Origin of the sequence: Shewanella sp. HN-41 (genome assembly GCF_000217915.1) — a bacterium.
Classification (GTDB): Bacteria; Pseudomonadota; Gammaproteobacteria; order Enterobacterales; family Shewanellaceae; genus Shewanella.
The window spans coordinates 154,612-167,932 of the sequence record NZ_AFOZ01000043.1 but is presented as its reverse complement, the minus strand read 5'-3'; the positions used below and the strand labels follow the sequence as shown (position 1 = coordinate 167,932).

The following is a 13,321-nucleotide window of genomic DNA, read 5'->3' as shown; positions in this document are numbered from 1 at the left end:
GTTCAAAAGGCATCGACCAGCCAGTGGATTTGCCCCTCATCCATGGCGATAACATCAAAACGGCAGGGGACATCGAGTCGTTGAAGTTGCAAATAATGGCTAGCGGCCTTACGAATTCGGCCGATTTGGGCCTTGCTCAATGCCTGCAATGCGCCACCAAATTGGTTTGCCGATCGGTATTTCACCTCAACAAATACCCAATGTTTCTGATGGCGCATCACTAAATCAATTTCACCGAAGGGATAGCGGACATTGCGCTCGACAAAGGTTAATCCTTGTTGTTCGAGGTAACGTTGGGCGAGTGTTTCTGCCTGCTGTCCGAGTGTCATAGCTGACGAAAACTACCTCTTTGATAACGTCCCCAGCTTAATTGACGGTTGAGGACCCCATCGGGATTAACGGATAAGACACCACTACGGCCGTTAAACTGGAAGCCCGGAAATGAGCGCATTTGGGCGAGTTTGCTGATCAAATCCATTGCGTCATAACCCATGATAAACAAGCGCTTTTGACCATTGTTCCAGCCTGACCATAGGGTCTTGACCAGCAGGTTTTCTTCGCCATTTTGCATTAGCCAAGGGGCATCGCTCATGGTTAAGTTATTTAAATCCTGTGCAGTTTGGCTCGATTCGTTATCGATACGGCTACGGCTAGAGGTGTACAAAGGCACTGGCTGGGTAAAGACGCTAAAGTTGACATCGATAAAGGCTTTGAGCAGGGTTAACTCCTGCGGCGTCGAGATCATGTAAATGGCATCTATATCTTGGCGCGAGCGAAAATCTGCCTGTACTGAGTTGCCTAAGAGTTCCTTAATGCGGGCAATGCGTTCTTGGCTATCGCGCACCCCAAGGGCATCCTGCACAGTGGTTCGCATTTTGTCACCGCCATCGTAATAATAGACTTCGATGGGGGTGTCACTCTTTTTCTTCCACGCCTGAATAAAGCTCTCGGCCATACGCTTACCTATGGCATCGTTGCTGGCGAGTAATAGTGGCATGGTTACGCCATCTTGGTACATGCGAGTGGCTGCGTCGGCAGCTTCCTGCGCGGGGGAGAGTGCAAAGTAAAACTTATTGATATCAGGTACAAACTTGTCGGTCTGATTTAAAAATAACTGTGGAATTGGCGCAGTCGGTACAACTGGTGTTGCAGGTGCTGTGCTCGTTGGGCTCATGCTGTTGTTTAGCGCCAGTAATTGGTCGATTTCATTCGGCAGTAAGGGGCCAATAATAAATTCGGCACCCGCGGTGACCGCCTGTTGATAAGCTGCCGTAGCGTCGTTGGCTGTGTCGTAAAAATTCACAGAAACCTGTTCATTGGGTTTTGCTAAGTAACTGGCCAAAATACCTTGGCGAATCGCATTGGCGGCATTGGCTCTTGGACCAGTAAGCGGCAAGAGTACGGCAATATTCTTGGGCGTAAATGGCTTAGCATTTAAGGCCCGATCTAAATCGGCGGGCAGTTTGGCCGCGGCAGGATGGTAAGGATTTTGTTTTTGCCATTCGCCTAAATAGCGTACCAGTTGTGTGGGATCGACGGCATAATGTTTTGCAATATAAGCCAGCTGCAACCAACCCGCAAAGACGGGACTCTTAGCATCCTGGGTAAAGGTCTGCAGGGTTTGCTCATGCATAGGTTGTAACACTTGCCAAATTTGGTTGTTGACCTCATTTGCCTCGGCGGGAGGTAAATAACCGGTCAATAAACTCAGCTCGCGTACTTGCTCAATTGGCTGTTTATTTAACTGATATAAGTGAGCTTTAAATTGATGATAGGTGGCCATTTGCCAGCTGGGTAATACCCAAGTGCTTGGATAGTTAAGCGTATTAAGGGCATCAAGGTAAGTCGAGGTGTGTTCAAGTACCCGGGCCGTGAGATATTTATGCTCGGCCAATAGGGTTGGGCTTTGGGTTAAACTTGGCACCATAGACTTAAGCAGCTTTTGCGCTGCGGCATAATCGTTGGCATTGATATAGGCATGTGCCGCCAGCAATAAATTGGTATCCCGTTGCTGCGAGTCTTTGCTGTTGCTTGCCTGTGCTAAATACACATTGGGCGCCAAGGGCGCAGAAGCTAGCGAGGTGGCCGCTGTGGGGGCAGTCCCCGTAGAGGTTGTGGGCGCTTGAGTGCCACAACCCGCCAAAACTGCCGATAAAATGGCCACGGAAATAAACTTAGTTGTATTCAGGCTTTTTAACACTGGGCTTCACTCTGGTAAGATGCTGCCTCTAGTTTAACCTTCTCTCGCGCTTGACGAAAGTCTTGGCACTGTCATTACAGAGGTATATATGGACCAAAGCGTCGCACTCTACATAGTTCCCACTCCCATAGGTAATTTGGGCGACATGAGTTCACGGGCCATAGAGGTGCTAAATCAGGTTTCGTTGATCGCCTGCGAAGACACGCGCCACAGCGGCAAGTTATTGAGCCATTTTGGTATCACCACTAAAACTATTGCACTTCATGACCATAACGAGCGTGCAAGGGCCCAGTGGATTGTGGATCAGCTTGCTGCGGGGCAGTCAATCGCGCTGATTTCCGATGCGGGTACGCCGCTGATTTCCGACCCTGGTTATCATTTAGTGTCCCATGTGCGTCAATCGGGCTTTAATGTTATCCCGCTCCCTGGCCCCTGCGCCGCGATTACCGCATTGAGCGCTTCCGGTTTGCCATCGGATCGCTTTTCCTTTGAAGGTTTTTTACCCTCAAAGGAAAAAGCCAGAGCCGACAAATTATTAGAATTAAAAGAAGATCCGCGCACGCTGATTTTTTACGAGTCCCCCCATCGCATCGAGCACAGTTTAACGACTATGGTCGAGGTACTTGGCGGTGATCGCCATGTGGTGATGGCGCGGGAGGTCACTAAGACCTTCGAAACTTTTTTATCGGGCCCCGTTGCCGACGTGCTGGCGACCGTGAGTACCGATCCCAATCAGCAGAAGGGTGAAATCGTGCTGATGGTGCATGGTTATCATCTCAATGACGATGAAGCCATTCCCACCGTCGCCATTAACACCCTAAAACTACTTTGCGAAGAATTACCGCTTAAAAAAGCCGCCGCGATTGCCGCGCAAATCCACGGTCTTAAAAAGAATGCCCTGTATAAATACGGTTTAGAGTCTGATTTATAAGCGCTGGCACTCGGTACTTGGATTAACTGTGGTACATAAAGGAGGCTTAGGCTATAATCCGCGCCGAGTTGGCCAGACAGTCGCCGCGTTCGCAAGAACGGGGAGGAAAGTCCGGGCTTCAAAGAGCGGGGTGCCAGGTAACGCCTGGGCGGTGTGAACCGACGACAAGTGCAACAGAGAGGAGACCGCCATCATAGCCTCGGCTAAGGTGGTAAGGGTGAAAGGGTGCGGTAAGAGCGCACCGTGCGGCTAGCAATAGTCCGTAGCAAGGTAAACTCCACCCGAAGCAAGACCAAATAGGGTTCCGTATGGCGTGGCTCGCGTTGGAACCGGGTAGGTCGCTTGAGCCTGTGAGCGATTGCAGGCCTAGATGAATGACTGTCCAAGACAGGACCCGGCTTATCGGCCAACTCAAACCTTTCGATATAGAAGGCCTCGCAGCGATGCGAGGCCTTTTATTTTATCCATATCCCGTCAACGCTCACAGAAATGACTGTACTAAATTTCTCACTCCCACCATTAATCTGAATACCTTTTTATAAACATACACTCTGCAAATTTAACAATGGGTGGCGCGTTAAACTTTTGGATGATATCGGCCGAATTATCCGCAATGATAAACGTGGAAGCATCAGTGATAATAGCGCCAAGTTACTGACAAGATTAAATATCCCCCATGACAATTGGCTTAAGCTCACTACTGAGTTTGGCAAGCTATTTCATGGCCCAGTGGGAACGCTGCAAGAACTGACCGATTACTGCGAACACTTAGAAAAGCGACGACAGCACTTTGCGACAAACTGCCAGCACTTACACATCAACTGATAGCGACTTAATAGCAGTTCGAAAATAATCACCACCTAATATCTCTCAATCACAATGGGATGGCTTGCCATGCCTGAAATGCACCATTTTTGAATGAATTAGCTCAATTTATTGCCTCAGATTCAGTCCTCGCCACGTTTGATAGCTCTCGTTCAAACCATTTGAACCAGAACGGGTTGTAGGTAACCTAAAAGTGCATTATGTTGTTGATCTAAAATGGATGGCCAGATTTATTTGTCGGCATAGGATAAGCAAATGATTCGAAATGCTCGAGGTTCTGACTCAGAAGCAATCTGCACAATTTACAATCACTATGTCCTGCACTCAGTGATTACATTTGAAGAACAGGAGGTCTCTGTATCGGAAATGCATGGACGAATTGTGGAGACATCCAAGGATCTGCCTTGGCTTGTGTTTGACAACGGCGAATCCATTCTCGGGTATGCATATGCCAGTAGATGGAAAAGCCGATGCGCCTATCGTTTCTCGGTAGAAAGCACCGTGTATTTATCTCAAGATGCAATTGGCAATGGTATCGGAAGTCGGCTTTACAAAGCGTTGATTGAAAGACTTAGGGATCTATCGATACACAGCATTATTGGTGGAATTGCGCTGCCGAATGCCGCGAGTGTTGCACTGCATGAAAAACTCGGATTTGAAAAGGTCGCACATTTCAAAGAGGTTGGCCGAAAGATGAATCGATGGATAGATGTAGGCTATTGGGAAATGGTTTTACAAGATGCCGAACAAGGCGCCACACCGGACGCCTTCGGTGCCGATGGGCTTTAACGTTATGCATAAGAACATTATCGGAAGCTTCAATGGATGAAAAGTACATATATGCGTTGATAGGCATCGCTCTTGGTTCATTTCTAACAGCGGTATTTTCAGTTGCACGAGAGCTATATGCAGAAAAAAGATCGAAGCGTTTTCGCTGCCAGCCATTTATTACAATTAGCCTAAACTTGCCCTGATATCTGCAATAGTCATAAAGAGTTTGTTTTCAGCATCTTGAAACGCTTGAAATCTATAGTGTTCATAGAAGTGTTTTGCACCGTCTTTGGCATCAACGATAACAAAGGGGAACGCTACGCTGTCACTGGCAGCTAATAGTTTTCGGAGTGCATCAATAAGCAGCCACTCGCCAAAACCTTTTCCTTTATATCTGTCATCAACAGCTAAACGAGCAATAAGACCACCGGAGGTTGAAGATTGGTGTTTCTTCTGTAACTTCTCGGGCAATGCTTTTAAATCAATGGGGGTCATCGTTAGGGTGTAAAAGCCGATGATATGGGTGTTGTTATTATCATCTTCCAAAACGAACGTTCTGGTGTTGTCTTTCTTGGCTTGCTGACTCGCCATGACTTTAAAGTAATTGTTGAGGGCGTCGGTGCCACAATTGAAACGGTTCCTATCGTGCTTGTCTTTGTCGAGAAGTACCGTGTTCATTATTGGGTTTTACTCTCATAACGCTCTGACGCCAATTTGAGTTTGGTATTGACTACTGCTGGCTTATCGAGCGCTTCCATCAGCAATACCGCATCAGCTTGGTTTAGCTTTAGAGTTTGCTCACGTTCAATCACTTGTTTTGCTTTTTCGATTGCCGCATTCAAAACAAATGAGTTAATACTGGACATGCCAGCGAGAGCAGCAGCCTCTGTGAGCAAATCTTGAGTATCGACATCAACTCTAGCGGTGATGCGAGGCAAAGTCGTTGCCATATTTTATCTCCTGTTGTGTCAAACTGTCACATGGGTATTATGGTGTCAAAGTGTTCAATACGCAATCCTTGTGTCACTTTGGCACGCGAACTAACCAAACCGCTTAAAAGCTTTGTTTTACTAAGAAGCGCCATTCCCAGCTATTCACTGAGTCGCCGCCGGTATAGGGGATGGAAAGGTCGATATGGGCGACGTTGCCGTAGCTGGAGCGCGAGGAGTAAATGCGGGCTCCAATTCCAACACTGCCCAGTGGGCCGCTGACTTCGTTGTTTTCGGCCAGTGGTCCGCCCGAGGCTTGCCCTAGGTCGGTAAAGACCGCCCAACCAAGCTCTGCCAACTGATATAAATTAATATTGGGATAATTGCGTATTTCGGCGGTCAGTAACCATTGATTGTCACCCAATTGGTAATCGTTGGGATAACCGCGCACACCTGTCTCATCCCCAAGCCCCTTAGTGAGATCCAGATAGGTATTGTTGGATATGCTGCCCCATGCCTTGGCATAGGCAGTCCATTTGGGATTGATTTGATAGAAGTATTCGGCTTGGGCATTGACTTGATAGGTGTCTGCTTGAGTGGTCCCTAGTGTACTGGAACCGCCCATTTCGAGTAACCACAGCTGATTGTCAAACTTGTAGCCAGCGCTACTTTGCCATTTAAGGTGATAGCCTAGGGGACTGTTATCCTCTATGTCTTTGGTTTCTATGCCAAATTGTAAATAGTGATGCCAGCCTAAGTTAAAGTCCTCGTTATTCGTGATCAGGTGGACATTGTTCAGAACATGAAAATCATCTTGGATAAACTCATAGGCCACCCAAGGGTACATAAAGTCTCTGTCCTGGGGCAGATCAGAGTTGGGGTAGGTGTCAAAGTTAGCAAATTCATGTTTATCTTGGGTAAAACCTGTGATGACACGGGAGAGACTGTCAGCATTCTTATCGATTAACCAGCCGTATTTCAGGTTGAGGTAGTCGACACTGTGTGCAAACTCATTCATATCATGGCCGTTCTGTCGCAGGGTATCGATACGGCTATCATCCAAAAACTCCACCGAGTACATGGTTTGCGTATTAAGGGCATAGAAGGGTTTGCTTACATACACATGTTTGGCTTGGCCGTCGCTGTTATCGTAAAACTCGGCCGCGACTATGCCATGTTCGATAATGCTGACTGGGGCTTCAAAGGCAAATTTGTAACCCGTGCGCGACTCATCTGATTGATACTTTAAGCGGGTGCGAATACCAGTACCGAACAGGTTATCTTCCTTTATCCCGAAGGAATACCGAGTATCGCCTCCCGAGCTACTAAAACTCGCCGTGGGTAATAATGACCAGTTATCCCAAGTCTCGATGATGATGGATTCATCCCCTAGGTTGGTGTCGGCTTGCGGATCTTTTTCGGCAATATAAATTTTAGCGTCACGAATATAGGGTTCGGCGCGTAGCAGGCGCTGGGATTCGTCGAGATCTTTTTGAGTGACTTGGTCATTTTCACCGAAGGTGAGCCTATCTCGAACGACATATTCCTTGGTGTTGATATGCAGGTAGTTTGCCCAGCGGTGAATAAAAAAGGCATCGGGGTCGGATTCATCGAAGATGGGATTACTCACGACCACAATTTTACTGACGTTTTTAGTCTCTTGGTTTTTGGGTGTTGCAGCGCCGGTGGCATCATCTGCTCTAGCGGCACCCATTAGGCTGCCAACGCAACAAGGTAGGATGCATGCATACTGGATTAATTTCTGCATAAAGGCTCACTCCCATGGAATTGACGACTGCAGCGGTATCACACTCACTCTGCAATTCACAATTTAATAACACACAGGAAATGGCCGTTAGTCAAGGAAACATTTTAATAAGATTATGATTTTGCTTAAGGTTAACTTAAGAATGAGGCTGGGCATGGGCTCCAGCCCGAATCACATTTTCTATAATGTTCGTCTGGGAGGGACGGCTACGTTAGCGAAGATGAGTCCGGCGACCAGCGACATAAAGATTAAAAAAATCTGCGAGCCAATATGGGACTGGTTGAGCATAGTCTCGCCGGAAATAAGTGCATTGAGACCGATATAGGTTTTACTGCCTGGCACTAAGATCACTATCCCCTGTAACAGGGCGATAGAGGCGGGCGCCTTCATCCAGCGGGCGAATAGATTAGAGTAAATCCCCACCGCGAGGGCGCCGAAGAAAATCCCCACCGAATCACCAAAAAAGTGCCCACCCAGCATGGCGGAGAAAAAGGCGACGATCCCCGCGAGCACTCCCCAAGGGGAATCTTGCATGCGCGCCTTGAAGATAAATACCAGTGCCATGGATAAAATGGGCACCGCCGACCAAATTGCCCAACGGGGTAACCCCTCTGGTTCGATATGAATCGCTTCGCCAAACACGGCTTTACCAATCGCCATGCCGAGCACTGCACCAAAGTACAGTTTAAACAACAGCATACTCGCGTCCATAATCCGCGCCGTGCCGGAAATCAAATCCCGCGCGGCGAGTTCGGCCAGACCTAACGTTAACGCTAAGCCGGGAATAAAAATAATGATCGATGAGAGGATCACTACGGGAATATTGATATTGGGATCGATGCGAGCAATGGCGCAGGCGGCGATGGCGCAAAGAATGGTGGCGAAGGGTTCAAGCACTTCTGCCATGCGTGCCGAGCGTTCGGCACGGTATACCAAGCCATAGACAAATAAGCCTAATAACCCCGACCAAAATACATCGTTCCAACCTGTGCCCATCAACATGGCGAAGGCCGCTGCCGAAGTGCCAAAGGAAAAACAGGTTAAGGCTGGGCCATAGGGGTTGGGTTTATTGGCGATTTCCTCGAGCCTGTCCAAGGCTTCGGCTAGGGTGCGCTTTCCTGAGGTGAGTTCGTCGACTAACTCATCGGTACGGGCGAGTGAGCCTAAATCGAGTTCGCCGGGTTTAACCCTAGCCACATGGTTATATTCTTGATCGGTATCGTGCTGTAATACGAAGGTCATCGACGTCGGGGAAATCAGAAAATAACCCTCGATACCTAAGGTGCGCGCAACGGTTTGCAAGTGGGTTTCAAGGCGGTAAGCGGGTGTGCCAAACTTATGCAAGGCTTTACCTAGCTTTATGATAAATTTACGCTTTTCGATAAACTCTTCGTTATCCAATCGAGGTATTCACTGTTTCTAAAGTTGTTAGGGAGCACGGGCGCATATTAACCTATCTTGTCGCTAAAAGGTTAACGGCTTTTAACCTTAATACAAATAAATTGCTGAATTTTTGCGGTTCGGGCTATAGTCGATTTTTTTCAATGGGGAAATGGAACATGCCTTTGATGGTTACCGGTTTGTACGCCAGCTTGACTGGTTTATTGATAGTTGCTTTGGCCTATCGGGTGGTGAAATTAAGACGAAGCCAAAAAATTGGTTTGGGTGACGGTGGCAATAATGCCCTCGTATTGGCGGGGCGCGTCCATGCGAATTTGATAGAAAATGCACCTATCGCATTGATCCTAATGATACTGGCGGAAACGGGGGGCTTAGCGCATTTCTATTTGCATTGTTTTGGGACTGTATGGATTGTGGCGCGTTTACTCCATGCTATTGGCCTTACTCAAGGCAAGGGCGGTTATCATTTTGGCCGTTTCTGGGGCGTGTTATTGACCTGGGTGGTGATCATCTCGCTGGCTTTGGTGAATCTAGTGCATTTTGCACAGACCTTATAAGCCCCATGGCGTTGCTCCTTCGCCCTAAGCCATATCCATAGCCGATTTAAGGGTATTACTGCCGAGGTTGAAATACCCTGAAAAACGCCTTGATTGGTGTTTTTTTAATCGCACTTAACCACAGTTGCCTGCTATACTCCGCGTCCCTAAATCGGTGCGGCGCTTTTTCGCTTCGCCTTTGTTTGACATTACGCTTTCGGGTCAAAATCGATGCAAGTTGAATCCACACTTTTTAGTCATCCCAAATATTGGGCCGAGTGTTATGGCACTGCGCCTTTCTTACCTATGTCCCGTAGGGAGATGGATAAGCTTGGCTGGGATAGCTGCGACATTATTATTGTCACAGGTGACGCTTATGTGGACCATCCAAGCTTTGGCATGGCGGTCATTGGCCGTATGTTAGAAGCCCAAGGCTATCGCGTGGGGATTATTTCCCAGCCCGATTGGTCGAGCAAAGACGCCTTTATGCAGTTAGGTCGTCCAAACCTGTTTTTTGGTGTCACCGCCGGTAATATGGATTCGATGATTAACCGCTACACCGCCGACCGCCGTATCCGCACCGACGATGCCTATTCCCCTGACGATATCGGTGGTAAGCGCCCCGATCGCGCCGTGACTGTGTATACCCAGCGCTGTAAAGAAGCCTTTAAAGATGTGCCAGTAGTTATCGGCGGGATTGAGGCGAGTCTGCGCCGTATCGCCCATTACGATTATTGGTCAGACAAAGTGCGCCGCAGCGTGATTTTCGATGCCAAGGCCGACATTCTGATGTACGGCAATGCCGAGCGGCCATTGGCCGAAGTGGCGCGCCGTTTAGCGGCGGGGGAGTCGATTAACGATCTGCATGATGTGCGTGGCACTGCGGTTATTCGTCGCGAACCTTTGCCTGAATGGCGGGGCATGGATTCACGCAAGATCGATCAATTACATAAGATAGATCCTATCCCGAATCCCTATGGTGCCGATGATGTAGGCTGCGCCAATTTATCTGGCCCTTCGGATGTAAAAATCTTCGATAACGAGGCGCCAAAACCTATCAGTGTGCAGCCACCACGTCCTAAGCCTTGGGATAAAACCTATGTGCTGCTGCCCGCCTTTGATAAGGTGTCTGAGGACAAATACTTATACGCCCATGCCTCACGGATTTTGCATCAAGAGCAAAACCCCGGCTGTGCGCGAGCGCTATTCCAGCCCCACGGTGACCGTGGTGTGTGGGTCAACCCGCCCGCTTGGCCGCTCAATACCGACGAGATGGATGCCGTGTTCGATTTACCCTACCAAAGGGTGCCGCATCCTATCTATGGTAAGGCGAAAATTCCCGCCTATGACATGATCAAAACCTCGATCAACATCATGCGCGGTTGCTTTGGAGGCTGCTCTTTCTGCTCGATTACCGAACACGAAGGGCGGATTATCCAGAGTCGTTCACAAGAATCTATTATCAAAGAAATCAAAGATATTCAGGATAAAGTGCCCGGCTTTACTGGGGTGATTTCCGACCTTGGCGGCCCCACCGCCAACATGTACCGCCTCGGCTGTACCAGCGAAAAAGCGGAGAAAACCTGCCGCCGTTTATCCTGTGTGTTCCCCTCGATTTGCGGCCATTTAGGCACAGATCATAAACATACGATCGACTTGTACCGCGCCGCCCGCGCCGTACCCGGCATTAAGAAGATCTTGATCGCCTCGGGCGTGCGTTATGATCTGGCGATTGAAGACCCCGCCTATGTCAAAGAGTTAGTGCAACACCATGTAGGTGGCTACTTGAAAATCGCCCCTGAGCATACCGAAGAAGGGCCGCTCAGTAAGATGATGAAACCTGGCATGGGCGCCTACGATAAGTTTAAAGAGCTATTCGACAAGTATTCGAAGGAGGCGGGTAAAGAGCAGTTCCTGATCCCTTATTTTATTTCGGCGCACCCAGGCACGACCGATGAAGACATGGTGAATTTAGCCCTGTGGTTGAAGGAGCGTAAGTTCAAGCTCGACCAAGTGCAAAACTTCTATCCATCCCCGATGGCGAATGCGACCACCATTTATCACACTGAGCTCAACTCGCTGAAAAACGTCAAGCACACCAGTGAAGTGGTGCCTGTACCGAAGAAGGGCCGTCAGCGCCGCCTGCATAAGGCGCTGCTGCGTTACCATGATCCTGCGGGTTGGCCGATTATCCGTGAAGGCTTGATTGCCATGGGGCGTGAGGATTTGATCGGCAATAGTCCCCATCAATTAGTGCCGCCAGAAGGGCGCAATGAGCGCGGGCCTAAATGGATGAAGGATGCCAACCAAGGCCAAAAAGCCTTTACACGTTTCTCGGGTAATCAATTCGATGACCGTAAGGGGGAGGGTAAATCCAAAGCTTCGGCTAAAGGTGCAGCCCAAGGACAGGTGAATGCCGAGTCAAAGACGGGTGCTAAAGGGGGTAAGCCCACATCCGCCAAGCCAAATGCACCTAAGTCGAGCCGTCCCGGAGCCAAGGCGCCATTCGGTCAGTCAAGTGTTAAGGCGGGCGGTCAAGCTAAGGGCGGTGCTCCATCTCGAGGCGGCAAAGCATCATCGGGACGCCAGCAAGCTAAGTAGTTAGCTTTATTGTAAAAAGGCCACTCCATCACCTTGATTTGGAGTGGCGTAGAGATGATGGCAAACCAGCAGGACCATCCAATGAGTGTGCGGTGAGCGTTTGTAGACGGAACGTGCACTGCGCCTCAGTCTCAAAAAGGCTCACGGATATGAGTGACGTGAGCCGTTATTCTCAACCCCAACGTTAGAAGAAGTAGTTAATCCCCACCGCAAAGCCGTTGTCTTGCTGTGCTTCTTGGGCTATATCATCCATATTGCTAAAATCCAGCTTCATTTCGGCAAACATCACAGTGTCGTTGCTATAACGATAGTGCAGGCCCAGCATGGCAAATTGGCGGGTCCATTTACCTTGGATTGGCGTGCTGGCATTGGTATCTAAATCTAAATAACTGAGAACCAGCATAGGCACAAAGCCGTTATCAAATTGATAGGCCGTCATCAACTCGGTACCTGTGGCATCGTAAAGGTCGCCGCCAACTAACTCATTATTCTTGCTTTGATGGGCATTAAAACCAACGTAAAGTCCACTGGCTTGGCGATTTTCGGCATAGTGATAATAATCACCGTACATGGCACCAATACCGACAATCTCATTGGTTTCATCGACTTGAGTGTTACCGAGATGGCCTTCAAAATCACCACGGTTAAAGCCTGCGAGTAGCTTGAACTTTTCAGTTACCGAATAGGTGATGCTGGCACCGTAGCTGCTATCGAAACTCAGTTCAGAGTCTGCCATTTCGCTGCCGTCATCATTTTTAAGGACCACATCGCCGTTGGTTTTGGCGGCGTATTGCAGGGCAATTTGCACTGGGCCAAAGTTATTACGATAGATAAAGGCGGAGTCGGCACGGCCTGTACCAGTTAAACCGCCATCGCTAAAGGCGTAGGCGCCCACGCTATAACCGGCGAAGATGTTCGGTAGATCCGTTGTGCCTGCGACATCATAGTAGGCGCCCCATTGCTTACCAAAGCTGAGGCTACCCCATTCCTCGTGTGACATGCCGACATAGCCTAAGCGGTTATAGAGGAAGTCCTCGGTTTTTTCGGCGGCGAGTTTGCCACCTTGCATCACTAGGCTGTCGTCGCTAGAAACCATATTGATGCCCCATTCCGTGGTGGCAAAGGCGGTCCAACCATGTTTTTCATTGCGTTCAAAGCTAAAGCGTACCCGGGATGAATCGTCGATCACCGAAGTATCGTGGCTGTCATTTAGGGCGGCAAAACCTAGCCAACCACTTAAATCTAATGTGTTTTTTGAATCTTTATAGAGTTCAACAGCTTGGCTGCTGGTGGCCGCCAATAGCATGGGGAGCAGTAACGCGATGCGGATCTTATTCATAATTTCACCAAAATGAGCAA

The 13,321-nt window shown here is 48.8% G+C and carries 11 protein-coding genes, 1 other RNA gene and 1 pseudogene; 6 read left to right on the top strand and 7 right to left on the bottom strand.

Features of this window, described 5'->3' with window-relative positions:
• Nucleotides 1-2 precede the first annotated feature (2 nt).
• Together SOHN41_RS17240 and SOHN41_RS17235 are read right to left on the bottom strand one after the other, a co-directional pair.
• A complete protein-coding gene (locus SOHN41_RS17240) occupies nucleotides 3-329 on the bottom strand; it encodes a YraN family protein (RefSeq protein ID WP_007651519.1) in 327 nt (108 codons plus the stop codon).
• Entirely contained in the window at nucleotides 326-2,200 is a 1,875-nt protein-coding gene (locus tag SOHN41_RS17235; RefSeq protein WP_007651517.1) for a penicillin-binding protein activator, read from the bottom strand. The genes SOHN41_RS17240 and SOHN41_RS17235 overlap by 4 nt, the downstream gene beginning before the upstream one ends.
• An 88-nt stretch (nucleotides 2,201-2,288) precedes the next feature.
• On the opposite strand from SOHN41_RS17235, the gene rsmI reads away from it, so the two are divergent.
• The 4 genes and pseudogenes from rsmI (at nucleotide 2,289) to SOHN41_RS17220 (ending at nucleotide 4,745) form a co-directional block, all read left to right on the top strand.
• The gene (rsmI, locus tag SOHN41_RS17230; RefSeq protein ID WP_007651514.1) at nucleotides 2,289-3,131 is read left to right on the top strand and encodes a 16S rRNA (cytidine(1402)-2'-O)-methyltransferase; all 843 of its coding nucleotides are present in this window, start codon (nucleotides 2,289-2,291) and stop codon (nucleotides 3,129-3,131) included.
• A 64-nt stretch (nucleotides 3,132-3,195) separates the two neighbouring features.
• Nucleotides 3,196-3,549, top strand: an RNA gene (gene rnpB, locus SOHN41_RS19650) — RNase P RNA component class A.
• Between the two features lie 170 nt (nucleotides 3,550-3,719).
• A pseudogene (locus tag SOHN41_RS17225) lies at nucleotides 3,720-3,956 on the top strand (transposase); the annotation flags it as partial.
• A gap of 255 nt (nucleotides 3,957-4,211) precedes the next feature.
• On the top strand, nucleotides 4,212-4,745 hold the full coding sequence (locus SOHN41_RS17220) for an arsinothricin resistance N-acetyltransferase ArsN1 family B (RefSeq protein WP_037459523.1): 534 nt from the start codon (nucleotides 4,212-4,214) through the stop codon (nucleotides 4,743-4,745).
• A gap of 165 nt (nucleotides 4,746-4,910) precedes the next feature.
• Here the strand turns inward: SOHN41_RS17220 and SOHN41_RS17215 are convergent, their stop codons facing one another.
• The 4 genes from SOHN41_RS17215 to SOHN41_RS17200 form a co-directional block, all read right to left on the bottom strand.
• Complete coding sequence (locus SOHN41_RS17215; RefSeq protein WP_037459521.1) at nucleotides 4,911-5,408, bottom strand: GNAT family N-acetyltransferase; 498 nt, start codon at nucleotides 5,406-5,408, stop codon at nucleotides 4,911-4,913.
• Nucleotides 5,405-5,677: a DUF1778 domain-containing protein gene (locus SOHN41_RS17210; RefSeq protein WP_007651503.1), complete on the bottom strand. Its 273-nt coding sequence runs from the start codon at nucleotides 5,675-5,677 to the stop codon at nucleotides 5,405-5,407. Before SOHN41_RS17210 ends, SOHN41_RS17215 begins: the two co-directional genes overlap by 4 nt.
• Before the next feature lie 103 nt (nucleotides 5,678-5,780).
• Nucleotides 5,781-7,424 (bottom strand): hypothetical protein, encoded by a 1,644-nt coding sequence (locus SOHN41_RS20180; protein ID WP_037459519.1) that lies wholly within the window; start codon nucleotides 7,422-7,424, stop codon nucleotides 5,781-5,783.
• A 180-nt stretch (nucleotides 7,425-7,604) separates the two neighbouring features.
• Complete coding sequence (locus SOHN41_RS17200) at nucleotides 7,605-8,825, bottom strand: threonine/serine ThrE exporter family protein (RefSeq protein WP_007651499.1); 1,221 nt, start codon at nucleotides 8,823-8,825, stop codon at nucleotides 7,605-7,607.
• A 158-nt stretch (nucleotides 8,826-8,983) separates the two neighbouring features.
• On the opposite strand from SOHN41_RS17200, the gene SOHN41_RS17195 reads away from it, so the two are divergent.
• Together SOHN41_RS17195 and SOHN41_RS17190 are read left to right on the top strand one after the other, a co-directional pair.
• On the top strand, nucleotides 8,984-9,382 hold the full coding sequence (locus SOHN41_RS17195; protein WP_037459516.1) for an MAPEG family protein: 399 nt from the start codon (nucleotides 8,984-8,986) through the stop codon (nucleotides 9,380-9,382).
• Nucleotides 9,383-9,592: 210 nt separating this feature from the next.
• Nucleotides 9,593-11,962 (top strand): YgiQ family radical SAM protein, encoded by a 2,370-nt coding sequence (locus SOHN41_RS17190; protein ID WP_007651495.1) that lies wholly within the window; start codon nucleotides 9,593-9,595, stop codon nucleotides 11,960-11,962.
• A gap of 184 nt (nucleotides 11,963-12,146) precedes the next feature.
• Here SOHN41_RS17190 and SOHN41_RS17185 read toward each other — a convergent pair whose 3' ends face one another.
• A complete protein-coding gene (locus SOHN41_RS17185) occupies nucleotides 12,147-13,301 on the bottom strand; it encodes a porin (RefSeq protein ID WP_007651494.1) in 1,155 nt (384 codons plus the stop codon).
• Nucleotides 13,302-13,321: the final 20 nt, after the last annotated feature.

What these genes read in the sequence shown, in the direction of transcription:
- SOHN41_RS17240 (WP_007651519.1), bottom strand. Translation starts at nt 329, where the DNA reads ATGACACTCGGACAGCAGGCAGAAACACTCGCCCAACGTTACCTCGAA.
- rsmI (WP_007651514.1), top strand. Translation starts at nt 2,289, where the DNA reads ATGGACCAAAGCGTCGCACTCTACATAGTTCCCACTCCCATAGGTAAT.
- SOHN41_RS17220 (WP_037459523.1), top strand. Translation starts at nt 4,212, where the DNA reads ATGATTCGAAATGCTCGAGGTTCTGACTCAGAAGCAATCTGCACAATT.
- SOHN41_RS17210 (WP_007651503.1), bottom strand. Translation starts at nt 5,677, where the DNA reads ATGGCAACGACTTTGCCTCGCATCACCGCTAGAGTTGATGTCGATACT.
- SOHN41_RS20180 (WP_037459519.1), bottom strand. Translation starts at nt 7,424, where the DNA reads ATGCAGAAATTAATCCAGTATGCATGCATCCTACCTTGTTGCGTTGGC.
- SOHN41_RS17195 (WP_037459516.1), top strand. Translation starts at nt 8,984, where the DNA reads ATGCCTTTGATGGTTACCGGTTTGTACGCCAGCTTGACTGGTTTATTG.
- SOHN41_RS17190 (WP_007651495.1), top strand. Translation starts at nt 9,593, where the DNA reads ATGCAAGTTGAATCCACACTTTTTAGTCATCCCAAATATTGGGCCGAG.
- SOHN41_RS17185 (WP_007651494.1), bottom strand. Translation starts at nt 13,301, where the DNA reads ATGAATAAGATCCGCATCGCGTTACTGCTCCCCATGCTATTGGCGGCC.